General features: G+C 68.0%; 20 protein-coding genes. 11 read left to right on the top strand and 9 right to left on the bottom strand.

Translation table 11 applies throughout. The features are described from left to right. Positions 1–3 precede the first annotated feature (3 nt). The 3 genes from priA to AC5RT3_RS08850 are packed head-to-tail and all read left to right on the top strand — an operon-like array spanning position 4 to position 3,013. Positions 4–750 carry a bifunctional 1-(5-phosphoribosyl)-5-((5-phosphoribosylamino)methylideneamino)imidazole-4-carboxamide isomerase/phosphoribosylanthranilate isomerase PriA gene (gene priA / locus AC5RT3_RS08860; protein ID WP_494051589.1) on the top strand — a complete coding sequence of 249 codons (747 nt, stop codon included), beginning with the start codon at positions 4–6 and terminating at the stop codon, positions 748–750. Positions 751–776: 26 nt separating this feature from the next. Then, the gene (locus tag AC5RT3_RS08855; RefSeq protein ID WP_494051590.1) at positions 777–1,655 is read left to right on the top strand and encodes an SseB family protein; all 879 of its coding nucleotides are present in this window, start codon (positions 777–779) and stop codon (positions 1,653–1,655) included. A 56-nt stretch (positions 1,656–1,711) separates the two neighbouring features. Then, positions 1,712–3,013 (top strand): MFS transporter, encoded by a 1,302-nt coding sequence (locus AC5RT3_RS08850; protein WP_494123990.1) that lies wholly within the window; start codon positions 1,712–1,714, stop codon positions 3,011–3,013. Between the two features lie 156 nt (positions 3,014–3,169). Here the strand turns inward: AC5RT3_RS08850 and AC5RT3_RS08845 are convergent, their stop codons facing one another. Then, positions 3,170–3,556: a DUF1844 domain-containing protein gene (locus tag AC5RT3_RS08845; protein WP_009358637.1), complete on the bottom strand. Its 387-nt coding sequence runs from the start codon at positions 3,554–3,556 to the stop codon at positions 3,170–3,172. A gap of 388 nt (positions 3,557–3,944) precedes the next feature. On the opposite strand from AC5RT3_RS08845, the gene infC reads away from it, so the two are divergent. The 4 genes from infC (at position 3,945) to AC5RT3_RS08825 (ending at position 6,745) form a co-directional block, all read left to right on the top strand. Then, positions 3,945–4,952, top strand: a complete 1,008-nt coding sequence (gene infC, locus AC5RT3_RS08840; RefSeq protein WP_494051592.1) for a translation initiation factor IF-3 — start codon at positions 3,945–3,947, stop codon at positions 4,950–4,952. A gap of 120 nt (positions 4,953–5,072) precedes the next feature. After that, complete coding sequence (gene rpmI, locus AC5RT3_RS08835) at positions 5,073–5,267, top strand: 50S ribosomal protein L35 (RefSeq protein WP_009358635.1); 195 nt, start codon at positions 5,073–5,075, stop codon at positions 5,265–5,267. Positions 5,268–5,382: 115 nt separating this feature from the next. Continuing rightward, the gene (rplT, locus tag AC5RT3_RS08830; RefSeq protein WP_009358634.1) at positions 5,383–5,775 is read left to right on the top strand and encodes a 50S ribosomal protein L20; all 393 of its coding nucleotides are present in this window, start codon (positions 5,383–5,385) and stop codon (positions 5,773–5,775) included. A gap of 61 nt (positions 5,776–5,836) precedes the next feature. Continuing rightward, positions 5,837–6,745 carry a TrmH family RNA methyltransferase gene (locus AC5RT3_RS08825; protein WP_494051593.1) on the top strand — a complete coding sequence of 303 codons (909 nt, stop codon included), beginning with the start codon at positions 5,837–5,839 and terminating at the stop codon, positions 6,743–6,745. 112 nt (positions 6,746–6,857) lie between these two features. Here AC5RT3_RS08825 and AC5RT3_RS08820 read toward each other — a convergent pair whose 3' ends face one another. Continuing rightward, entirely contained in the window at positions 6,858–7,133 is a 276-nt protein-coding gene (locus AC5RT3_RS08820) for a GlsB/YeaQ/YmgE family stress response membrane protein (protein WP_258805493.1), read from the bottom strand. A gap of 231 nt (positions 7,134–7,364) precedes the next feature. Continuing rightward, positions 7,365–8,573, bottom strand: coding sequence for an MFS transporter (locus AC5RT3_RS08815; RefSeq protein WP_494051594.1), 1,209 nt, complete (start codon positions 8,571–8,573; stop codon positions 7,365–7,367). Positions 8,574–8,737: 164 nt separating this feature from the next. Here AC5RT3_RS08815 and AC5RT3_RS08810 point away from each other — a divergent pair, with 164 nt between their 5' ends. Then, positions 8,738–9,187: a (deoxy)nucleoside triphosphate pyrophosphohydrolase gene (locus AC5RT3_RS08810; protein ID WP_494123989.1), complete on the top strand. Its 450-nt coding sequence runs from the start codon at positions 8,738–8,740 to the stop codon at positions 9,185–9,187. A gap of 70 nt (positions 9,188–9,257) precedes the next feature. On the opposite strand, the gene AC5RT3_RS08805 is transcribed toward AC5RT3_RS08810, so the two are convergent. From AC5RT3_RS08805 to AC5RT3_RS08795, 3 genes are read right to left on the bottom strand one after another with little or no spacing between them, the layout of a single operon-like run. Further along, positions 9,258–10,364: an Rv2578c family radical SAM protein gene (locus AC5RT3_RS08805; protein ID WP_494123988.1), complete on the bottom strand. Its 1,107-nt coding sequence runs from the start codon at positions 10,362–10,364 to the stop codon at positions 9,258–9,260. Between the two features lie 46 nt (positions 10,365–10,410). Continuing rightward, the gene (locus AC5RT3_RS08800; RefSeq protein WP_494123987.1) at positions 10,411–11,091 is read right to left on the bottom strand and encodes an SIMPL domain-containing protein; all 681 of its coding nucleotides are present in this window, start codon (positions 11,089–11,091) and stop codon (positions 10,411–10,413) included. Then, on the bottom strand, positions 11,088–11,582 hold the full coding sequence (locus tag AC5RT3_RS08795; RefSeq protein WP_494123986.1) for a hypothetical protein: 495 nt from the start codon (positions 11,580–11,582) through the stop codon (positions 11,088–11,090). Before AC5RT3_RS08795 ends, AC5RT3_RS08800 begins: the two co-directional genes overlap by 4 nt. Before the next feature lie 198 nt (positions 11,583–11,780). Here AC5RT3_RS08795 and pheS point away from each other — a divergent pair, with 198 nt between their 5' ends. The 3 genes from pheS to AC5RT3_RS08780 all read left to right on the top strand — a co-directional run bounded on the left by pheS (position 11,781) and on the right by AC5RT3_RS08780 (position 16,122). Then, entirely contained in the window at positions 11,781–12,842 is a 1,062-nt protein-coding gene (gene pheS / locus AC5RT3_RS08790; protein WP_009358627.1) for a phenylalanine--tRNA ligase subunit alpha, read from the top strand. A 2-nt stretch (positions 12,843–12,844) separates the two neighbouring features. Next, positions 12,845–15,388: a phenylalanine--tRNA ligase subunit beta gene (pheT, locus tag AC5RT3_RS08785; protein WP_494123985.1), complete on the top strand. Its 2,544-nt coding sequence runs from the start codon at positions 12,845–12,847 to the stop codon at positions 15,386–15,388. 65 nt (positions 15,389–15,453) lie between these two features. Continuing rightward, positions 15,454–16,122: a 4'-phosphopantetheinyl transferase family protein gene (locus AC5RT3_RS08780; protein WP_494123984.1), complete on the top strand. Its 669-nt coding sequence runs from the start codon at positions 15,454–15,456 to the stop codon at positions 16,120–16,122. Here the strand turns inward: AC5RT3_RS08780 and AC5RT3_RS08775 are convergent. From AC5RT3_RS08775 to AC5RT3_RS08765, 3 genes are all read right to left on the bottom strand, one after another. Continuing rightward, entirely contained in the window at positions 16,119–17,492 is a 1,374-nt protein-coding gene (locus AC5RT3_RS08775; RefSeq protein WP_494051600.1) for a M1 family metallopeptidase, read from the bottom strand. The genes AC5RT3_RS08780 and AC5RT3_RS08775 overlap by 4 nt on opposite strands. Positions 17,493–17,509: 17 nt before the next feature. After that, complete coding sequence (locus AC5RT3_RS08770) at positions 17,510–21,397, bottom strand: Pls/PosA family non-ribosomal peptide synthetase (RefSeq protein WP_494124038.1); 3,888 nt, start codon at positions 21,395–21,397, stop codon at positions 17,510–17,512. A gap of 180 nt (positions 21,398–21,577) precedes the next feature. Further along, positions 21,578–22,543, bottom strand: a complete 966-nt coding sequence (locus AC5RT3_RS08765; protein ID WP_494010392.1) for a quinone oxidoreductase family protein — start codon at positions 22,541–22,543, stop codon at positions 21,578–21,580. Positions 22,544–22,648 lie beyond the last annotated feature (105 nt).

Here is a 22,648-nt window from a genome sequence, read left to right as displayed (position 1 = left end):
AACATGACCACCGCAAACGATCTGCCGGTCCTTGAACTGCTGCCCGCCGTCGACGTCGTGAACGGGCAGGCCGTCCGGCTGGTCCAGGGGGAAGCGGGCAGCGAGACGAGTTACGGCACACCGCTGGAGGCCGCCACCAACTGGCAGCAGCAGGGTGCCGAATGGGTGCACCTGGTGGACCTGGACGCGGCCTTTGGCCGGGGGTCCAACGCCGAGCTGCTGCGGGAAGTGGTAGGCCGGCTGGACATCAAGGTGGAACTCTCCGGCGGTCTGCGCGACGACGAATCCCTTGAGGCCGCCCTTGGCCTCGGCGTAGCCCGCGTCAACCTCGGCACCGCCGCGCTGGAAAATCCTGAATGGACCCGGCGGGTCATTGAGCGCTTCGGCGACAAGATCGCCGTCGGCCTTGACGTCCGCGGAACCACCCTCGCAGGGCGTGGCTGGACCAAGGAAGGCGGGGACCTCTGGGAGGTCCTGGACCGGCTCGAGGACGCCGGCTGCGCAAGGTATGTCGTCACGGACGTCACCAAGGATGGAACGCTGCAGGGCCCCAACGTGGAACTGCTGCGCCAGATGGTGGAGAAGACGGGGAAGCCTGTGGTGGCCTCCGGCGGCATCTCCAGCCTGGACGACCTGAAGGTGCTGCGCTCCCTGGTTCCCCTCGGCGTCGAAGGCGCCATTGTGGGCAAGGCACTCTACGCGGGCGCCTTCACGCTGCCCGAAGCCCTCGACGTCGCCGGCCGCCGCTAGGCCGCGGACAGCACGGAAGCAGCCGTATGGCCAGCGAACCAGGGACACCCCCGCCACGCCAACTGCCCGGGCACATTGCTGCCGCGCTGGCGGGCGCCGGGGGAGCAACGGATTCGGCAGGCAGGCCGTGGGCCGGCCGCAGCCTCGCCGGTGACGACGCGAAGATCCACAACTTCGAGGACGACGACGGAACGGCCGACGCCGGCTACCTCACCGCGGTGGCCGACCTCCGGGCAGGCACGGGCAGCGAATCGTCCGTCGTCGCATCCCTCGCCACGGCACGCGTCTTCATCCCCATCGTGGCCCAGCTGGCCGAAGAGGAAGAGTCGTCCCATGGCCTGCAGGCCGACAAGCAGGCGGACATGGCCCTGGTCACGCTGAAAGCCGCGGACGGCAGGACCGCCATGCCCGCCTTTACGTCGGCCGCGGCGCTTTCCGCCTGGCACCCCGAGGCCCGCCCCGTCGCCGTCTATGCCGCTCGTGCGGCACTGTCCGCAGTGGCCGAGGGCGCGGAACTCCTGGTGCTGGACCCGGGCGCCGACGTAACTTTCGTGGTCCGCCGGCCCGCAGTCTGGGCCCTTGCCCAGCAGCAGGACTGGGTTCCCTCGTACCTGGACGCGGGCCTTGCCGAAGAAATGGGACGGGCGGCAGGCAGCTTCCCTGCAGTCCGCCGGATCGAATTGCTGCCCGGCAGGGGAGTGGCGGCGCGAGCGGCTGACGGGACAGCCATTCCGGGCGGCGGAGCCGGACCCGAACTGCAGGTGGTCCTCTACCTCGAAGACGGCCTTGACGCTGCCGGCGTCCAGCAGCTGGTGGCCGGACTCCAGGCGGAGTGGTCGCGGAATGTATTGTTTGGGGAGCGCGTCGACTCAATCGAGATCAAGCTGCGGCGCGCAGCAGAGTAGCCGGCAGCCAGGCGGGATGATCCCCGGTCCGCTGCGGCAGACGTAAGGACCACCTCGTGAATTTCGCCCTCTACCGGGAGCTGCTGGCCGTCCGGCCCATCCGGAGGCTGCTCCTCGTGGGCATGATTGCCCGGATACCCCACTCGGCCGCCGGCGTGCTGCTGACCCTCCATATCGTCCTGACGCTCGGGCAGGGGTACGCTGCCGCCGGTGCCGCGGCCGCGGTCATGACCCTCGGAATCGCCCTGGGCGCCCCTTGGCGTGGCCGCAGGGTGGACACCGCCGGGCTGCGTAAAGCTCTGGTCCCGTCCGTCATCTCCGAGGCAGTGATCTGGTCCATCGTCCCGCACGTGTCCTACCAGTGGCTCCTCCCGCTGGTCTTCGTGGGCGGCCTGCTGACCCTTCCCATCTTCAGCGTGGTGCGCCAGTCCCTCGGCGTGCTGGCCGACGGCGACCAGCGGCGAACCGCCTACGCCCTTGACGCGATCACCACCGAAATGGTGTTCATGATCGGACCGGCCGCCGGTGCGGTGGTCGCCACCAGCGGCTTCACCACGGCCGGCCTGACGGTCGTGGGCCTGGCGACCTCGCTGGCGGGGCTTTTCCTGATCTGGTTCAACCCGCCCACCCGCAGCCCGGAACAGGCACCAGGACAGAAGGAAGAGAGCCAGGCTGACCAGCGCCATGCAGCAGAGGCTGCCATGGTGGCCGCTGCCCCGGCCCACCTGCAGGAAGCGGCCGCCGAACTGGGTCCCGCCGCCTCCCGGGCGCCGTCCGGCCTCCGCGGCAAGGTCAGCCACAACTTCGCCTGGTTCACGGCAACCGTGGCTGCGCTTTTCGCCGTCGCCGCGGGCGCCGGAATGGTCCTCAGCGGCACCGACGTAGGCATCGTGGCAGCCCTGGAAACAGGGGGCCGGCAGAGCGAGATCGGCATCGTCTTCCTGTTCTGGTGCGCGGCCTCGGTGGTGGGAGGGCTGTTGTACGGTGCCATGCACCGGCCGGTGCCACCGATCCTCCTGCTGCTCGGCATGGCCGCCCTCACCATCCCCATGGGGTTTTCCTCGGACACCTGGACGCTGGCACTGCTGTCCGTCCTGCCGGGGCTGCTGTGCGCTCCGGTGCTGTCCGCGGCCTCGGAGAAGGTGGCGGACCTCGTTTCCGAGGAACGCCGCGGCGAGGCAATGGGCTGGTACGGCTCAGCGCTCACCGCGGGCGTCGCGCTCGGCTCGCCGCTCGCCGGGGTGTTCATCGACGTTATGGGCTCCTCCGGCGGCTTCGTGTCCGTGGGAGTCGCCGGCGTGGTCCTCTGCCTGGTGGGCCTGGTCCTCCAGCTGCGCCGCCGGAAGGCTGCGGCCTGAGCCGCCCCCTATTTCTCCCCCCGGGTTTTTGTCCAGATATGGTGATTTCCGGGGCCTGCAGGTCGACTTATCTGGACGAAAACTCCTGGGAACGACGACGGCGGGCCGGCCCCGGAAGGTCGGCCCGCCGTCGCGGTTTGCCGGGAGTGTGCTGCCTTAGTTGACGGCCCCCGTGTACTTCTCGCCCGGACCCTTGCCCGGGGCATCCGGGATCAGGGACTCTTCGCGGAAAGCAAGCTGGAGCGAGCGCAGCCCGTCGCGCAAGGGTCCTGCGTGCTGCGAACCGATCTCCGGTGCAGCGGCAGTCACCAGGCCCGCCAGGGCAGTGATCAGCTTGCGCGCCTCGTCCAGGTCCTTCAGCTCCGCGGCGTTTTCCTCGGCGGCAAGGCCAAGCTTGACCGCGGCGGCGCTCATCAGGTGGACAGCGGCGGTGGTGATGACCTCGATGGCCGGCACTTCGGAAATATCCCGGATCTGTTGGGAGACATCGGCGCCGGAGCCGGCGGAGTCGAAAACGTATGAATTACTGTCTGGCGTGCTCATACTGGTAAGCTTGACACAGACCAACTGGATGTCGTTATTTTAAAGACCAGGTTCCCACCGGCGCTTTCCGGCGCTGACGGGAATTTTTTCTGTAGAATGGCATGCAGTTTGCAAGCGGAGTTCTCTCCCACCCGCGTCAGCCGCTGTTCCAAAGGTTCACCAGAACACTTCCGGAACTCAAGGTTGCCGGGTACTGGTTGGGCATGGCCCCGGTGGACGCCGGAACCATGCATGCGGTCCCCTTGTGGGGCTTGCATGTACCAGCCGCCAAGAGGCCTTCGATTGCTCCGGCAATTGGGGGCCTTCTCTATTTGCCGGATTCCACAACAAAAACAGGAGCTTTAACATTAGCGAGCCAAGAATCAATGAGCGTATCCGCGTCCCCGAGGTGCGGCTGGTCGGCCCTGCAGGTGAACAGGTAGGCATCGTCCGTATCGAGGATGCCCTGCGTCTGGCTGCCGAGTCCGACCTTGATCTCGTTGAAGTTGCACCTCAGGCGAAGCCTCCGGTGTGCAAGCTGATGGACTTCGGCAAGTACAAGTACGAGGCCGCGGTCAAGGCACGTGAAGCCCGGAAGAACCAGACGAACACCGTTCTGAAGGAAATCCGTTTCCGCCTGAAGATCGACACCCACGACTACGAGACCAAGCGCGGACACGCATTGCGCTTCCTCGGTGCCGGGGACAAGGTCAAAGCCATGATCCAGTTCCGTGGCCGCGAGCAGCAGCGCCCGGAAATGGGTATCCGCCTGCTCCAGCGCTTTGCCGACGACGTCGCCGAGGTCGGCGTAGTCGAGTCCAGCCCCCGCATCGACGGCCGGAACATGGTCATGGTGGTCGGCCCGCTGAAGAACAAGGCTGAAGCCAAGGCCGAGGCGCGCCGCGCAACGCAGCGTGCGGAAGCGAAGGCGCAGAACGAAGCCAAGGCAGCCGGCCGGATCGACGTTTCCGGCCAGGACCAGGCACCCATGACGCAGTCACTGGCCGACCTGCTGCCTGAAGGTTTCACGACGTCGACTGAAGCGGAAGCACCCGCCGAAGCTCCGGAGCAGACGCTGGCCCCCGCCGTCGAGCCTGCAGCCGCAGCCGAAGCACCCGCGGAAACTCCGGAAGCACCCCAGGAGGAGGCCCCCAAGCAGGAGGCCCCCAAGCAGGAGGCTCCGAAGCAGGAAGCCCCCAAGCAGGAGGCTCCGAAGCGGGAAGCCCCCAAGGCTGCCGTGCCGGCTCCCAAGCCGGCAGCAACGGAAAAGTCTGAGGCTGCTCCGGCGGCTGCGGCTCCCAAACCGGCAGCTGTTCCTGCGCCGCCGAAGCCGGTGGCCAGGCCTGCGGCGCCGAAGCCTGCTGCACGCCCTGCCCCCAAGGCAGTGCCGAAGCCGGCTGGCAAGAAGACCACTTAGTTCACAGCTGCCGTAGGTTCCGCCCGACGGCAGACAGCAACCAGCATGCCGCCCTTCACAGGGCGGCTGCGTGATAGAGCTGCAGGCATAGCCTGCGGAAACGTAAGGAGATCGGTTCCCATGCCGAAGATGAAGACCCACAGTGGTGCTAAGAAGCGCTTCAAGCTGACCGGCAGCGGCAAGCTGCGCCGCCAGCAGGCTAACCGCCGCCACTACCTGGAGCACAAGTCCAGCCGTCTGACCCGCCGCCTTGCCGGCGACAAGATCGTCTTCAAGGGTGACGCCAAGGTCATCCGGAAGATGCTCGGCATCTAATTTCCAAGTTCTTTGGCTGGCACTGACTGGTGCCGGCCACCTGTAAAAAAGCCTTCTCAGGCCGCCGGAACTCCGGCAGTAGATGCTTGGGATCAGATTTTGAAGGAGTACGCACGTGGCACGTGTGAAGAGGGCGGTCAACGCCCACAAGAAGCGCCGGGTTGTCCTTGAACGGGCGAAGGGCTACCGCGGACAGCGGTCGCGCCTCTACCGCAAGGCCAAAGAGCAGCTGCTGCACTCGTTTGTGTACAGCTACGGCGACCGCAAGAAGAAGAAGGGCGACTTCCGCCGCCTCTGGATCCAGCGCATCAACGCTGCCTCCCGTGCGAACGGCCTGACCTACAACCGCCTGATCCAGGGCCTGAAGGCTGCTGAGGTTGAGGTTGATCGCCGCATGCTTGCAGAGCTGGCTGTCTCCGACGCCAACGCTTTCGCTGCGCTGGTCCAGGTCGCCAAGGACTCGCTGCCGGCCGACACCTCCGCCAAGAAGGTTGTTGCTGCTAAGTAGCAGTCCTCCCCGCCTCAGGGGCAGTTCAGGAACCGGTGGCAGCAGCCACTAGAGTTCTTCTATGAACAAAACCGGGCGCCCGCAAGACTTTCCACTGTCCAACCCCCGAGCTGATCGGGTCAGGGACGTGGCAAAGCTTGCAGGGCGCCCGGCCCGTTTAAAGCGTGGGCACTTCCTGGCCGAGGGGCCGCAGGCCGTGCGCGAGGCGTTGAAACTGCACCAGGAGCGCCTTGCCGCAGGAGCCCCTGGCGTGGTCTCCGAGGTGTTCGCCAGCGAGGCATGTCTGGACCGCTTTCCGGAATTCGAGGAGCTGGCCGCGGGAACCAACGCCCGTCTCGCCACGGACGAGGTCCTTGCCGCGATGGCGGACACTGTCAACCCGCAGGGCATCATCGCCGTGTGCCGCTTCCTGGACGTGGCACTGGAAGACGTGCTCGACGCCGGGCCCCGCCTGATCGCCGTGCTCTGCCAGGTCCGCGACCCGGGGAACGCTGGAACAGTCCTGCGGGCGGCCGACTCGGCCGGTGCCGACGCAGTTGTCCTCACCGCTTCCAGCGTGGACATCTACAATCCCAAGGCCGTCCGCTCGACAGCCGGTTCCCTGTTCCATCTGCCGGTGGTGCTGGGGGCGGATGCTGCAGCAGTTGCTGCGGCCTGCAAGGCCAGGGGGATCGGCATCCTGGCTGCTGACGGTTATGGCACTCTGAACCTGGACGCGCTGCAGGACGAGAACGCCAGGCGCAGGCTTACCGGTGCCGGTCCGGAATCCGCGTACGACCTTGCTGCACCCACCGCCTGGTTGTTCGGCAACGAAGCGCAGGGACTCTCCCCGGACGAGCTGGCACTGGCTGACCACCGGGTTGCCGTTCCCGTTTACGGTGCTGCGGAAAGCCTTAACCTGGGCACCGCCGCCACAGTGTGCCTCTACGCGAGTGCGCGTTCACAGCAGCCGGCCGCAGTCACCACCTGACGTTCGGGGTCCCCACCTGATCCTGGTGCTTTGGGGGCATGCCGGGCACAAGTAAAGGCCCCGGAAACGTCCGGGGCCCTTGGTGCCAATGAACTTCACTTGACGGGACGCATCAGGGTGCGCGGGTGGCCTTCCCGCGTCCGGTGATGGCCCCGTAGATGCCGGCAACAACAAGGCCGCCGACGATAGCGAGAATCCAGGTGCCGAGGTCAAAGAAGGCCAGATCGCCCCGGTTGAACACGAGGCTGCCGATCCAGCCGCCAACGATGGCGCCCACAACGCCCAGTACCAGGCTGGTGACCCAACCGCCGCCGACCCGTCCGGGCATGACCGCCTTGACGATGGCACCTACGATGAGGCCGAGAATAATCCAAGCAAGAAAACCCATGTCTCCTCCTTACGGTTACCGGGATTTAATCGTCCCGATGAGCCTCAAGCTAACATAACGGCCCCTTGATGTCAGCAGGATTAGGGCCACTTCCGGCGCCCGCTTGAATCTGCCCTACGGGCGCCGGGAGTCCATTGGAGCCCGTTCATGGGGCACGGGGTGGAGGCTGTTCCGTGACCTTGCCAGTGGGGCCAGGATTGTGGGGAGTTCCCTTTCGGTTACGGCCGGGGCTCAGGCAGGCAAGGGCTTCCGGCGTTCCAGCATGCCGCTGAGAATGGCGACGCCGAGTCCCAGGATGGCGAGGACGGCACCAACCAGGGCCGGTGCCACGTAGCCCCAGCCCAGCGCGATGACCAGTCCGCCCAGGAAGGCACCCAGGGCATTGGCGACGTTCAGGGCGGCGTGGTTCAGGGACGACGCCAGCGAGGGGGCATCCGGGGATGCGTCCAGCAGCCGGGTCTGCAGGGCGGGGATCAGCATGGACCCGGACGCGCCCACCACGAACACCATGGCAAAGGCCGACCAAGGCCAGTGTGCGGCCACCGCGTAGACCACCAGTGCCACTGAGATGGCGGGCAGCACCTTGTAGAGGGTTCCCATGACCGACTTGTCAGCGATCCGCCCGCCCACGATGTTTCCAGCCACCATGCCAAGCCCGTAGAGCGCCACCACCAAGGGAATCAGGGAGGACGGGATCCCGGCAACCAGGGTCATGGTGTGCGCAATGTACGTGTAGGTGGCAAAGAAGCCGCCGAATCCCACCACACCAATCAGGATGGCCAGCCACACCTGGAGCCGCTTCAGCGCACCGAGTTCCCGGATGATACTCGCGTCGGGGTGGGCGGCTTGGAACGGGACGAAGCGCCACATCAGGGCCAACGTCAGCAGCCCGATGAAGCCCACCAGGACAAAGAGCAGCCGCCAGCCGTAGGTCTGGCCCAACCAGGTGGCGAACGGCACGCCAACCACATTGGAAATGCTCAACCCCGCCATCACCATGGAGATGGCCCAGCCGCGCCTGGTGGGCGGAACCAGGGAGGCGGCGATGACCGCCGCCACGCCGAAAAAGGCGCCATGGGGCAGGCCGGCAGCGAAGCGGGACACCAGCATGGTCCCGTAGTCCGGTGCCAGGAAGGAGGTCAGGTTTGCCACGGTGAAGAACAGCATCAGGCCGAGGGCAAGATGCTTGCGAGGAAGCCTGGCACCCACGGCGGCGAGCAGGGGCGCCCCCACCACCACGCCCAGCGCGTAGGCGGAGATGAGGTGCCCGGCCTCGGGGGTGCTGATGCCCAGGCCCTGTTCCACTTCCTTCAGCAGGCCCATCATGGTGAATTCGGTGACGCCGATGCCCACGCCGCCCATGGCAAGGGCAATGATGGCCATGGCCAGGTTGGGGGAGGTGGTGGGGGCTGCCGTGGACGTGGAGAGGGCGCTGCTCATATGCCTGCTTTTCGAAAGGGGTTGCTGACGGAACTGGTGCTGCCACGGCGGTGGGGCGGGAAGGACGGGGTCCGAAGGCGGAAACCCTGGAGGGGGAAGCTGTATTCCCCGTCCCGGCAGGGAGGGACTCCGGGTGCTCCCATTGTCCCCCATAGAATGGGGCGGTGACTGAACTGATACGGGTTGTGGGCGGAGCCATCGTGGACAGCCTGGCTGAACCGGCGATGCTGCTGGTGGCGCGGCGAAGCGCGCCCGAAAGCCTTGCGGGCATGTGGGAATTCCCCGGCGGCAAGGTGGAGCCGGGCGAGGACGCCGAGACGGCACTCGTGCGGGAACTGCTCGAGGAGCTGGACGTGGGGGTCAGGCTGGGCAACGAGTTGCCCGCCGCAGATACCGGCGGCTGGCCGCTGAATGAGCGCGCCGCCATGCGGGTGTGGTTCGCGGAGGTCACCCGTGGAGAACCCCGGCCCCTGGAAGACCACGATGAACTTCGCTGGGTACCGCTTGCCGATCCTGCCGCCGTGCTTGGCCTGCCCTGGATCCCCGCGGACTTCCCGATTGTCCGCGCGCTGCTCGACAAGGTGTCAGTGCCTGCCGGCGGGAGCCGGAACTAGCACGCGCACACTCTGGGCCGCCAACTTGTGCAACACCGGGAAACGCGCGGCACCCGGGGATTGGGCAGGCCTAGAAAAGGGTTGGCTGCCCGGCTTGTCCGCCGGGCCGGACGGGTCCCGCCGCCGGGCTTCCTGAAGCTTCCGGAATGATGCCTGCCGGATACTCCGCTTCCTCTCCACGGGGATCGTCCAGGTCCCGGTGGCTGAATCCGGAGGAATGCGTGAACCCGTGCCTGGCCTTGAAATAGCGGACCTTGGCGGCAAGCCAGCCCCGGTACTCCTTGGATGCATAGGATCCGGCGCCGTACAGCTGACGGTAGCGGGCCACCAGTTCGGGATGGTTTGCGGCAAGCCACTTCAGGAACCATTCGCGGGTACCGGGCTTCAAGTACAGGGCTCCGGCCGTCACGCCCGTTGCGCCTGCCGCCGCCAGCGAGGCGAAGAGCGCGTCCAGCGCTTCGTCGCTGTCCGAAAGCCAGGGAAGGATAGGCATGGCCATCACCCCGCAGGGGAGGCCGGCCTCGCGAAGCCGGCCCACCAGCTTGAGCCGTGCACGCGGCCCCGGGGTTCCCGGCTCGATCGCTTCGGAAAGGGCCTCGTTGGTCATGGCCAGCGATATTCCGAGCCCCACCGGAACCTGGGTGGCGGCACTTTTCAGCAGCGGGATATCCCGCGCCAGCAACGTGCCCTTGGTGAGGATGGACAGGGGAGTGCCTGAATCGGCCAGTGCGGAGATGATGCCGGGCAGGAGCTTGTACCGTCCCTCGGCCCGCTGGTAGGGGTCCGTGTTGGTGCCCAGCGCCACCTGCTGCCGTGTCCACGACGGTTTGGCCAGTTCCTTACGAAGGACCTCAGCCGCGTTCACCTTGACCACCACCTGGCTGTCAAAGTCCAGGCCGGCGTCGAAGTCCAGGTAGGTGTGGCTCTTGCGCGCGAAGCAGTAGACGCAGGCATGGCTGCAGCCGCGGTAAGGGTTGACCGTCCATTCAAATGGCATGCGTGAACCTGGCGGAACCCTGTTGAGCACCGATTTTGCAGTGACCTCATGGAAGGTGATCCCGGCGAATTCCGGGGTGGTGACCGAGCGAACCAGCCCCGCCAGTGGGAGGAGGGCGGGACCCGGACCGCCGGCTTCCGCGGCCGGGGCCGGAACCAGTGCTTGGGCGTCCCATCTCATAGCCCCATTCGAAAACATGTTCGAATAAATGTCAAGGCCGGCGGATCTAGGCGGGCGGCAAACTTTCGAGTTCCCAAGCCACCGTTACCGCCGTTTCCAGCCGGTTTGTCCCGGGCTCCACCGCGATGGCCTCGGCCGCGCTGGCGCGCTGGAAGCCTGCCAGGGGAACCGGTACCTGTCCGGGGGCGTGTTCGGTCACGGACAGCACACGGCCCAGCCTGGCTGAGGCCAGGCCGGCGAACTGGCGCGCAGCCCGCAGCGCGTCTTCCCAGGCGGCCGCCCGGGCGCGCTCCCTGGCCGCCGAATCATCGGCAAGGGTGAGTTGAAGGTTGTTGAGGCGCACGTCGTTGCCGCCTGCCCTGACAGCTTCGGCGATGAGCGCGGACACGGCGGCGATATCCCGCAGCCGGACAGCAAGCGAGCTGGAGGACACATAGCCTGTCACCTGCTGCCCTTCGCCCTCGCGCCACACGTAGTCCGCCCGCACATTCAGGCCGGTGGTTTGGATGTCCGCCGCCGCCACGCCCCGGGCGCGCAGGGCTTCGGTAACCGATGCCAGGGCTGCGCCCGCACCGGAATAGGCGGCGTCGACGGAAGCGGCCCGGGTTTCCACGCCCAGGGTAACGAGCGTCAGGTCAGGGGCTGCTTCCGCCCGCCCGGTTCCTGTCACCGTGACAGTGCCGGCAGGGCCCTTCTGTTCCAGGCTGTCCGCAGCGCCCACGGTCACGCCCCTGCTTCCCGGTGGCCCGCGGTCCTGCGCTTCGAACCGGGCCGGGTGGAGGCGCGGGAAGGATAGCCGCCGGCGGCCAGTCCCGCGTGCCGCTCGAAGAGGTTCGCGGTCCCCGGATTCCCGGTCCGCAGGACGGACCAGCCCGCGGCCAGAAGATACAGGGGAAGGAAAGGAACGCCACCGCACCAGGCGTACTGCGTGCAGTGCCGCTCCTCGTGGCCAAGCAACCCGGGCATGGACAGCAGGTCCTCGGCCGGGCCGCGGGACAGCACCACGTTGCCAAGGGTGAAGGCGCGGGCGAAGGGCAGGCGCCAGCGGTATCCGCCGGCCAGCACCAGTCCGCGCGGTCCGGCGACAGGCCGTATACGCGCAACGGCGGCAACCGCGAGTCCCAGCACGGTGCTGCCGTTGGCCAGGTTGACTGCCCGCCGCAGCCGCTGGGCAGCGGTCAGGGGCGGTAGGGATCCCGGGCGCCGCCGCAGTGTCATGAGGCCATGGTAGCCGGAGGGTTCAATTAGACTGGAGGGCAGTGCCTGCCGGTTTCTCCGACGGGCCCTGACCTGGTCATTGAATGAACTGAATTTGAGGGCATTCATCCATGACCTGCCAGTGACGGACGCGCCGCCGGGAAACCGTGCAGGGTGCTCTGCTCGCCGGCAGCCACGACTCGTAGCTAAGAACAGTAGATGACTGAAACTTTGCCGGGCGCCGCTGCACCGAACCCCACGGATGAAGCCGCCATCAACGCCGCTGTAGACCAGGCCATCACCGCCATTGCCGGTGCGGCCACCCTTGACGAGCTGAAGGCGGTGAGGCTCGCGCACACGGGGGAGAAGTCCCCGCTCAGCCTTGCCAACCGTGAGATCGGCAAGCTGCCGAAAGACCAGAAGGCGCTCGCCGGTAAATTGATGGGCGCGTCCCGCGGACGGGTCAACAAGGCGCTCGCCGACCGCACGGCCGTGCTGGAAGCGGAAAACGATGCGCGGATCCTCCTCGAGGAGACCGTGGACGTCACGGCGGCTCCGCGCCGCCGTCGCGCCGGTGCCCGGCACCCGCTGTCCACGCTTCAGGACCGCGTGGCGGACATCTTCGTGGGCATGGGCTGGGAAATCGCCGAGGGCCCGGAAGTCGAGTCGGAATGGTTCAACTTCGATGCCCTGAACTTCAAGCCGGACCACCCGGCGCGCGAAATGCAGGACACCTTCTTCGTGGAGCCCCCCGAAGCCCACCTCCTGATGCGCACGCACACCTCGCCGGTACAGGTGCGCTCCATGCTGGAGCGCGAGGTGCCCATCTATGTGCTCTGCCCGGGCAAGGTGTTCCGGACCGACGAACTGGATGCCACCCACACCCCGGTGTTCCACCAGTTCGAGGGCCTGGCGATCGACAGGAACCTCAGCATGGCCGACCTCCGCGGCACGCTGGAGCACTTCGCCCGCCAGATGTTCGGTGACGAGGCCCAGATCCGGCTGCGTCCCAACTACTTCCCGTTCACTGAGCCGTCCGCCGAGCTGGACATCTTCCACCCCGGCGCCAAGGGCGGCCCGCGCTGGATCGAATGGGGCGGCTGCGGCATGGTCAACCCCAACGTGCTCCGCGCCGCGGGCATCGACCCGGACGTCTATTCAGGTTTTGCCTTCGGCATGGGCATCGAGCGCACCCTCATGTTCCGCAACGAGGTGGGCGACATGCGCGACATGATCGAAGGCGATGTACGTTTCAGCGAGCACTTCGGGATGGAGATCTAACAGTGCGTATCCCACTTTCCTGGCTGCGTGAATTCGCAGAGGTACCGGCCGGAGCAACGGCTGAAGACGTCATGGCCGAGCTGGTCAAGGTCGGGTTCGAAGAGGAGGACGTGCACCGTCCCACCGATGCCCTGGAGGGCCCCATCGTGGTGGGCCAGGTCCTGAGCCTGGTCAAGGAACCGCAGACCAACGGCAAGACCATCAACTGGTGCCAGGTCCGGGTTGTCCCGGAAGGGCAGGAGCAGAAGCTCACCGGCAAGGGCATCGACCCGTCCGGCGTGCAGGGAATCATCTGCGGCGCCCACAACTTCGTTGAAGGCGACAAGGTTGTGGTCACCCTTCCAGGCGCCGTTCTGCCCGGCAACTTCCAGATCTCCGCCCGGAAGACCTACGGCCACCTGTCCGCCGGCATGATTGCCTCGGTGCGGGAACTGGGCATCGGCGAGGACCACGACGGCATCCTGGTGCTGTCCCGCATCGGCCTGGACCCCGAGGTCGGCACCAACGCCATGGAGCTCCTGGGCCTCTACGACCAGGCCGCCGAAATCAACGTCACCCCGGACCGCGGCTACGCCTTCTCCATCCGGGGGGTCGCCCGCGAGTACGCGCACGCCACCGGCACCGCCTTTACCGATCCTGCGGCGAAGGTCCAGGTCCCGGCGGAGCTCTCCGGCGGCTACGGCGTCAAACTGAACGACGACGCGCCCATCTACGGCAAGCCCGGCTGCGACCGCTTCGTGGCACGCACCGTCCGCGGCGTGGACGCCACCCGCCCCACCCCGCCTTGGATGGTGTCCCGGCTGCGGCTGGCCGGCATCCGATCCATCTCGCTGCCGGTAGACATCTCCAACTACGTCATGCTCGAACTGGGCCAGCCCACGCACTGCTACGACCTGGACAAGCTCTCCGGGGACATCGTGGTGCGGCGCGCCGCCGCCGGTGAAAAGATCACCACCCTGGATGACAAGGAGCGCACCCTCGACGCCGAGGACCTGCTCATCACCGATGACTCGGGCGCCATCGGCATCGCCGGCGTGATGGGCGGGGCGGCAACCGAGGTGGGCGATTCGACGTCGAACATCCTGGTGGAGGCCGCGCACTTCGACGAAGTGTCCATCTCCCGGTCCCGGCGCCGCCACAAGCTGCCGTCCGAAGCGTCCAAGCGGTTCGAGCGCGGCGTCGACTGGCAGGTAGCCGGCGTGGCGGCCCAGCGTGTGGTGGACCTGCTGGTGGAGCTTGCCGGCGGCACGGCCGACACGACCGGCACGGACGTGGGCACCGCCCCGGACACCGTGACCATCGAGCTGCCTGCAGGCTTTGCCGCGGCCCGGATCGGCATCGACTTCACCGAGGAACAGATCGTCACGTCCCTGGAGGACCTGGGCGCGGCCGTCGTGAAGAACGACGGCGGCTGGACCGTGACTGCCCCGAGCTGGCGCCACGACCTGGAGACCAAGGAAGACCTTTCCGAGGAGATTGCCCGGCTGGTGGGTTACGACAAGATCCCCGCCACCTTGCCCGTGGCCCCTCCGGGCCGCGGCCTGACCCGGGTGCAGCAGCAGCGCCGCCGCCTTATCCAGGCGCTGGCGGACGCCGGGCTCACCGAGGTGCTGTCCTACCCGTTCGTCTCCAAGGCAGCCAACGACACTTTCGGTGTGGCCGAGGAAGGTGCTGCCCGCAGCGCGGTGAAGCTGGCCAACCCGATCAGCGAGGAGCAGGGCTACCTGCGCACTTCCATCCTGCCGGGACTGATCGAGGTGGCCAAGCGCAACCATTCGCGCGGCTTCCGGGACCTGGCGCTGTTCGAGTCCGGCCTGGTCTTCCTGCCCGGCGGGACGGTGGGCACCCCCTCCATCCCGCCGCTGGGCGCCAAGCCCGCCGATGAGGTGCTGGATGCGCTGTACGACGGCGTTCCGGCCCAGCCGTTCCACGTCGCCGCGGTCCTCACCGGGCACGATTCGCCGGCAGCAGCCGCCCACGCACCCCGGGCCTGGGACTGGGCGGATGCGCTGGACGTCGCCCGCCTGGCCGGTGACGTGCTCGGCGTCGAGCTGGTGGTGACGCAGGGCAGCCACCAGGCGTTCCACCCGGGCCGTGCTGCACGGCTGTCGCTGCGCAGCGGCGAAGTGGTGGGCTACGCGGGCGAGCTGCACCCCAAGCTGCTTGCTGCCGCGGACATGCCCGCGCGGTCCGTGGCCCTGGAACTCAACGCCGACGCGCTGTTCGAGGCCGCGCCGGATGTCATTGTTGCCCGCCACATTTCCCCGTTCCCTGTGGCCACCCAGGACGTGGCGCTCGTGGTGCCCGCCGATGTCCCTGCGGACGACGTGCTGGCTGCGCTCCGCGAGGGAGCCGGCGAACTGCTGGAGGACGTTGCACTCTTTGACGTCTATGCAGGCAAGGGGATCGAGGACGGCAAGAAGTCGCTGGCCTTCGGGCTGCGCTTCCGCGCCGCGGACCGGACCCTGACGGCCGACGAAGCGTCGGCTGCGCGCGAAAGTGCAGTGGCCCTCGCCGCGGAACGGTTCGGGGCAGTGCAGCGCTAACGGCGGCCAGGGCAGTCTCTCAGCAGGGCAGCCTTGCACAGGCGGCTTTTCAGGGGCGGGGCGGCATGGCTCCGGATCTAGTGGTGCGTGCCGTCCCGCCCTTTGCTGTGCCCGGGGAAACCGAACGGGTCCGACGGGACGCCGAAGCGGTCCTGGATGGCCCTGAACTGGCGCGCGCCCGGGCCATGGAACCGGAGGCGCGGGACCGCTTCCTGGCCGGGCGGCTTGAGCAGCGGCTGTTCGTGGCTGGCCTCCTGGGGATGGGCCCCGAACGCCTGGCCGCCAGTTACAGCTGTCCTGCCTGCGGCACTGGACCGGACGTCAGCCACGGGCGGCCGGGCTACCTGCTCGACGGCGTTCCGGCACCTGTGGCGTTCAGTGCCTCCCGGGCTGCCGGGTGGACCCTGCTCGTTGCCATAATCGATGCTGCGCCCGCATTCCGGCTGGGCGTGGATATCGAGGATCCCGCACGGACCGGCTTTGCCGGCTTTGCGGCGCTGGCGCTTACCCCCGACGAGCAGTGGGCAGTGCGGCACCTTTCCGGAACTGCCCTGCTCACGGAGCGGGCCCGCCTGTGGGCCCGCAAGGAAGCCTGGCTGAAAATGACCGGGGAAGGACTGCGGAGGGCGCCGTCCGATGTCGATGTCCTGGCGCGTGCCGGGGTTCGGGACCTGCCCTGCGCTGAAACCGGCCTGCCTGCGAACCTGGCGGCCGCCGTCGCACTGTCAGGCTAGGAAACCCTGGCCAGCGGCAGCGGCGGCAGTGGTTCTTCGTAGAGCCACGGGTGCAGCAGCGCCTCGGCGTCGACTGCCGTGGCCCGGTTGACCGCGAGGATGAAGTCGGGCGTGCCAACCGACCCGTACCGGTGCGCAGCGGTCCATTCCTGCAGCAGGGCAAAGAACGCGAGGTCCCCGCACGCCATCCGGACGGCGTGCACTGCCAGCGCCCCCCGCTTGTATACCCGGTCATCGAACATGTGCTCCGGGCCCGGATCACCCACCAGGATGTCCTGCGCGTCCGCCCGCAGCCGGTGCCAGGCGGCTTCAGCCCGCGCAGCCGACGGCATGATGCCCGCTTCCTCCGACCAGATCCACTCGGCATAGCAGGCAAAGCCCTCGTGCAGCCAGATGTCCTGCCAGGTTGCCGTCGTCAGCGAGTTTCCAAACCACTGGTGCGAGAGTTCGTGCGCAATCAGCCTCTGCGACTCCCAGTCCGGGTCCAGGTGGTTCGGGCCCAGGATGGACAGGCCCTGCGCCTCCAGCGGGATTTCCAGTTCGTCCTCCGTCACCACCACGGTGTAGCCGGGGAACGGGTAAGGGCCGAAGCAACGGGCAAAGGAACGCATCATGGCCGGCTGCAGGGCAAGTCCTGCCCGTGCCTTGTCTGCGAGGTCCGGGGCAACGGCCACGAGTTGCGGCACGGTGGAACCGGCCCCGCCCGGGTCCAGTTCGAGCAGCCCGTACCGGCCGATCTGCACGGTGGCAAGGTAGCTGGCCATCGGCTCCGCCTGCTCGTAGACCCAGGTCTCACGGCTGGAGCGCGTGGTCCGGGACTGGAAGATGCCGTTGCAGACCGCCCGGTAATTCGCGTCCGTAGTGACCGTGAACCGGTAGCTGGCCTTGTTCCGGGGGTGGTCGTTGCACGGGAACCAGGAGGGAGCTCCGTTGGGCTGGCCCGCCACGAGGACGCCGTCGGATAGCTCCTCCCAGCCCACCTCGCCCCAGAGTCCCCGCCGGGGTGCCGGGTTGCCCTCGTAGCGGATATCCAGCGTGAAGCGCTGCCCGGGCCGCAGGCCGGCTTGCCCGGCCACCACCAGCTGGCCGGCGCGCTGGCTGAAGCGCCCCGCCTTCCGCCCGTCCAGCTGCACCTTGGTGGCACGCAGGTTGCCGGCCAGGTCCAGGACAATGGCCGACGCCGGCGCCTGGACAACGCCGTACAGCACCGCCCGGCCGCTGAGCCGGTTGCTGCTGACTTTGTAGTCAAGCTCCAGTTCGTAGCGTTCAACCCGGTAGGCGTTGCTTCCCGCCCCGGGCAGGTAGGGGTCGGGAACCGCGGGAAGGGTCGCTGCCGGGACGCTTCCGCCGGCTCCTGCTGGAAAACTCATCAATACCTTTGGGTTGTTCAACGCTGTGCGGGACCGCTCCAGGGACTGACCGGGTTGCCCATCCAGTACGTCCCGGCCGGTACTGTTTCGCCGCGCATCACCAGCGATGCCGGGCCCACAGTGCCGCCGGCCCCAATAGCGGCTTGCGGAAGGATCACCCCGTGCGGGCCCATGGTTGCCCCGTCCTCGAGCGTAACAGCGTCCATGCTCATCACGCGGTCGTGGAAGAGGTGGGTCTGCACCACGCAGCCACGGTTGACGGTGGCGTTCCGGCCGAGGGTCACCAGGTCGGCTTCCGGCAGCCAGTAGCTTTCGCACCAGGTGCCCGCGCCGATTTTGGCGCCAAGGGCACGCAGCCACCAGACCAGTGCGGGGGTACCCGTGGCGGCGCGGGCGAACCACGGCGCGCTGACCATTTCGATGAAGGTGTCCACCACCTCATTGCGCCAGATGAAGGAACTCCACAGCGGGTTTTCGCCGGCCTGGATCCGGCCCACCAGTACCCACTTGGCAAGGACGGAGGCCCCGGCCGCCACCGCACCGGCCAGGAGCACGACCACGCCGCTGAGGAGGGCGGCCACCCCGTAGTTGAACGCCGTGGCCAGCTGGTCAAAGGCCAGGATAATGCCGGCGGCAATCGCTACCGAGAGCATCACCGGGACAAACCTGCAGAGCTCCCACAGGGCGCGCGCCACCTTCAGCCGGAGCGGCGGCTGGTAGGTGCGGGTATCGTCCGAGGCGATGGCGGTTCGGCGCAGCCGGACCGGGGGGCTGCCCAGCCATGACGTGCCGGACTTAGCCTTTGCCGGGGTGGCGGACAGGACCGCCACCAGCGAGTTCTTGGGCACGCTCCGCCCGGCAGCGGTCATGCCCGAGTTGCCCAGGAAGGAGCGTTTGCCGATCTTGGCCGGCGCCACCCGCAGCCAGCCGCCGTCAAGCTCGTACGAGGCCACCATGGTGTCATCCGCCAGGAAGGCCCCCTCGCCAACGGTCGTCATCGAGGGGATCAGCAGCACCGTGGACGCTTCCACGTTCCGGCCGATCTTCGCTCCCAGCAGGCGCAGCCACACAGGGGTGAAAAGGCTGGCGTAGACGGGGAACAGCAGGTCCCGCGCCAGGTCCAGCACCCGTTCCGTGGCCCAGACCTGCCAGCCCACGCGGCTTCGGACCCGGTGGTAGCCCTCGGTGAGGCCGATGCTCAGGAGCCGGGTTGTGGCCAGGACCAGCAGGGCGTTGCTGAGGAACCAGGCCAGGGCGGACAACGGCAACGCCAGGGCCAGCTGCGGCAGCGCAGCCGAGAGCGATGTGCTGCCCTGGATGAACAGATACGCCACGCCCACAGCGGCGGCAGCGGAAAGATAGGGGAGAACCGCCAGGCAGGCGGATGCGCCGGCGAACCCGGCGAACCACAGCCTGGCCTGAAGCTGGGTCCGGGCAGGGGCATCAGGCAGTGACCGCTTGGCCTTGCCGCGCCGCTGCGCGGGGGACCCGGCCACCAGGTGGCCTGCCTTCACCTTGCCGAGCACGGCGGAACCGGCCTCCACCTGGGCGCCCGCTCCGATGGCTGCACCGGGCATCAGCGTGCTGCGCGCGCCCACCGTGGCCCCGGCGCCGATCCGGATGGCACCGATGTGCACGTTGTCGCCGTCGATCCACCAGCCGGACAGGTCAACCTCGGGCTCGACGTTGGCGCCACTGCCCAGGGACAGCAGGCCTGTGACGGGCGGCAGCGAGTGGAGCTGGACGTCCCTGCCGATCCGGGCTCCCAGTGCCCGCGCGTAGGAGGGGATCCACGGTGCGCTGGCCAGGCTGATGGCGCCGGACAGGTCCTGAATCTGCTCGGCCAGCCAGAGGCGCAGGTGAACCCGCCCCGAGCGCGGATAGGTTCCGGGTTTGACGCCTCGAAGCAGGAACCTGGCAGCGGCCACCGAGATCAGCATCCGGCCGGGAGGGCTGACAAAGACCAGCCAGGAAGCCGCCACCCACCACCAGGAGACCGTGGCTGCCGCGGTGAACCCGGCCAGCGCGGCAAGGATGTTGTTGCCGGCCATGAGGAAAGTCAGCCAGCGCATCCCCACCAGCACATGCAGCGGTACGCCCATCAGGGTCTGGAAAACCTGGGACTTCCGTGCGGTGGGCCGGACCTGGCGGTCGGGTGCGGGGGCGGTGGCGCCGTCCGGAAGGGACAGCCGGGCTGCCTCCACCAGGGCGCCGATGCGGGGGGTGGCGTAGATGTCCGCCACGGTGATGGTCGGGTACCGCACGCGCAGCGCCGATACCAGCTGGGCTGCGGAGAGCGAACCGCCGCCGTAGGCGAAGAAGTCGGCGTCGAGGGAGGTCACAGGGCTACCCAGGACGGCGCTCCACTGCTCCACGATCCAGGCAGCGTCTTCGGGCAGGTTCAGCGGCGCGGCGTCCGCCTCAGCGGCGCCCGCGCCGGGCAGGGGCCAAGGCAGGGCATGGCGGTCCACTTTGCCGCTGGTTTTGGTGGGCAGCGAGTCCACCACCGCGAGCATCGGAACCAGCGCTGCCGGCAGGGTGGCGGCCAGCTGCCCGCGGGCAGCGGCCAGGTCGAGGTCCTGCCCCGAAACCGGGGCAAGGTAGCCCACCAGGATCTGGTTTCCGGCTGCGGTGGTCTGGACGGCGGCGGCAGCGCCGGCAACGCCGGGAAGGGCCTGCAGCGCCGCATCAACCTCGCCCAGCTCAATCCTGCGGCCGCCGAGCTTCACCTGCTCGTCGGCCCGGCCCTGGAAGACCAGGCCCGCCTGCTCAAACCGGACCAGGTCCCCGGAACGGTAGGCACGCTCCCAGCCCAGGCTCGGCATCGGCGCGTATTTCTCTGCGTCCTTGGCGGGGTCGAGGTAGCGGGCCAGCCCCACGCCGCCAATAATCAGCTCCCCTACTTCGCCCTCGGCCACCGGCACGGCGTCCGGGTCGACGACGGCCAGGTCCCAGCCGTCGAGTGGCAGGCCGATCTGGACAGGTCCCGGACCGCCCAGCGGGGCGGCGCAGGCTACCACGGTTGCTTCCGTGGGGCCGTACGTGTTCCAGACCTCCCGGCCCTCCACCGCAAGGCGCCCGGCCAACTCCGGCGGGCAGGCCTCCCCGCCGAAAATCAGCAGTCGGACGTTCTCAAGCGATTCGGCGGGCCAGAGTGCCGCAAGCGTGGGAACGGTGGAGACGGCGGTGATCCCGTGGTTGATCAGCCACGGGCCGAGGTCCATGCCGGTGCGCACCAGCGCCCGGGGTGCGGGGACCAGGCATGCCCCGTGGCGCCAGGCAAGCCACATCTCCTCGCAGGACGCGTCGAAGGCCACCGAGAGTCCGGCCAGGACCCGGTCCTGGGGGCCCAGGGGTTCATCCCGGAGGAAGATCCTTGCCTCGGCATCCACAAAGGCTGCTGCCGAGCGGTGGCTGACGGCAACGCCCTTCGGCGTGCCGGTGGATCCGGAGGTGAAGATGACCCAGGCGTCGTCGTCGGGGGCAGGCGGCCGGGCACCGGCAAACGGTGCCGTACGGCCGGCGGGCACGAGGTCCACGCCGCGGAGCGCGCCACCGGCTTCCAGGACACCGGCCACCCTGGCTTCCCTGAAGACCAGGCGGGCGCGCTCCTCCGGATCGTCCGCATCCACGGGTACGTAGGCCGCGCCCACCAGGAGCACCGCGAGGATGGCAACATACAGCTCGTTGGTCCCCGACGGGATCCGCACGCCTATCTTGTCCCCGGCGCCGAGGCCGGCCTGGTGGAGCCGCCGGGCCGCCGCCCGGACTTCAGCCATCAGCTGGGCGTAACTGAGCGGGCGGCGGCCGTCGTCCAGGGCGGATGCCTCCGGGTAGCGGGCCGCAGTGTCCTGCAGGATGTCGATCAGCGTCCGGGCCGGGGGAGCGGCCAGGGACCCCGGCATCTGGGGCGGATACGTGGAAGGGACATCCTCAAGGGGGACCTGCTGCTGAGTCACTGGGGCATTTTGCCTGTGCCAGATGAACAGAAGATGTACCCCGCGGCCAAACTCGGCGTTCATGCAGTCCGGCCGTTCACCTCTTGTTCATTCAGCAGGTGCCGTTGGCCACTGCGGAGCGGAGGCTTACGGAACCAGGAGCACCTTGCCCGTGGTGCGCCGGCCCTCCAGGTCCCGATGGGCCTGTGCCGCCTGGGACAGCGGATAGCGGGCGCCGACCCGGACCTTCAGGCTTCCGTCAGCGGCAGCTGCGAAGATCTCGTCCGAGCGCCAGCGCCGCTCGGCAGCATCCCTCAGATGGTGGGCGATGGTGGGCCTGGTGAGGAACAGGGATCCGCCGGAATTGAGCCGTTGCGGGTCAACGGGAGGAACGGGGCCGGAGGCTGCGCCGAAGAGCACCAGCGTGCCGCGCACCCGAAGGGCGTCGAGGGAGCCGTCGAAGGTGTCCTTTCCCACGCCGTCGTACACCACGTCTGCGCCCCTGCCGCCGGTGATGTCCCTGACGTGCTGTGCGAACCGGTCGTACCGCACCACATGGTCAGCGCCGGCCCCCCGTGCAAGCTGCTCCTTTTCCTCGCTGGAGACGGTGGTGACCACTTCTGCGCCCCTGGCCTTCAGCAGCTGGATCAGGAGCAGCCCCACGCCGCCTGCGCCGGCATGCAGCAGGACGGTGTGCCCGGGCTCCACCTTGAAGGTGGAATTCATCAGGAAGTGCGCCGTCATCCCCTGCAGGGGAAGTGCTGCTGCCGTGAAGTCGTCCAGACCGCGGGGAACGGGCAATGCGGTGTCCTCGGCCACCAGCATGTAGTCCGCATAGCAGTCGAATCCCTCGGCAGTGGCTACCCGGTCGCCAACGGAGAAGGCGGTAACCCCTTCACCCACTGCCTCCACCGTTCCTGCGGCTTCCGATCCCGGGGTGAAGGGGAACGGGACCTTGTAGGTGCCGCTGCGCTTATACGTGTCGATGAAATTGACGCCTGCCGCCCGCACCTTCACCAGCAGCTGCCGGGGCCCCGGCACGGGGGGTTCCGCTTCCTCGTAGACGAGGACTTCCGGTCCGCCTGCCTGCCGTGCGACGATTGCGTGCGTCATTGCTCCCCTTTCCAGGAGCCGGCGCGTCCGGCTCCCGATGCTGTCACCATCCTAGGGATACCGCGAAGCGGGGAAGCAAGGTTATGCATAAATATCGGTTCTCAT

The organism is Arthrobacter sp. Y3221159, assembly GCF_059089885.1.
The sequence above is the reverse complement of the archived record's forward strand: the minus strand, read 5'-3'. Positions and strand labels throughout refer to the sequence as shown.

Coding starts and splice junctions, on each gene's coding strand:
- priA (WP_494051589.1), top strand. CDS start 4: ATGACCACCGCAAACGATCTGCCGGTCCTTGAACTGCTGCCCGCCGTC.
- AC5RT3_RS08855 (WP_494051590.1), top strand. CDS start 777: ATGGCCAGCGAACCAGGGACACCCCCGCCACGCCAACTGCCCGGGCAC.
- AC5RT3_RS08845 (WP_009358637.1), bottom strand. CDS start 3,556: ATGAGCACGCCAGACAGTAATTCATACGTTTTCGACTCCGCCGGCTCC.
- rpmI (WP_009358635.1), top strand. CDS start 5,073: ATGCCGAAGATGAAGACCCACAGTGGTGCTAAGAAGCGCTTCAAGCTG.
- AC5RT3_RS08825 (WP_494051593.1), top strand. CDS start 5,837: ATGAACAAAACCGGGCGCCCGCAAGACTTTCCACTGTCCAACCCCCGA.
- AC5RT3_RS08820 (WP_258805493.1), bottom strand. CDS start 7,133: ATGGGTTTTCTTGCTTGGATTATTCTCGGCCTCATCGTAGGTGCCATC.
- AC5RT3_RS08815 (WP_494051594.1), bottom strand. CDS start 8,573: ATGAGCAGCGCCCTCTCCACGTCCACGGCAGCCCCCACCACCTCCCCC.
- AC5RT3_RS08805 (WP_494123988.1), bottom strand. CDS start 10,364: ATGAGATGGGACGCCCAAGCACTGGTTCCGGCCCCGGCCGCGGAAGCC.
- AC5RT3_RS08795 (WP_494123986.1), bottom strand. CDS start 11,582: ATGACACTGCGGCGGCGCCCGGGATCCCTACCGCCCCTGACCGCTGCC.
- pheS (WP_009358627.1), top strand. CDS start 11,781: ATGACTGAAACTTTGCCGGGCGCCGCTGCACCGAACCCCACGGATGAA.
- AC5RT3_RS08780 (WP_494123984.1), top strand. CDS start 15,454: ATGGCTCCGGATCTAGTGGTGCGTGCCGTCCCGCCCTTTGCTGTGCCC.
- AC5RT3_RS08775 (WP_494051600.1), bottom strand. CDS start 17,492: ATGAGTTTTCCAGCAGGAGCCGGCGGAAGCGTCCCGGCAGCGACCCTT.
- AC5RT3_RS08770 (WP_494124038.1), bottom strand. CDS start 21,397: ATGCCGGGGTCCCTGGCCGCTCCCCCGGCCCGGACGCTGATCGACATC.
- AC5RT3_RS08765 (WP_494010392.1), bottom strand. CDS start 22,543: ATGACGCACGCAATCGTCGCACGGCAGGCAGGCGGACCGGAAGTCCTC.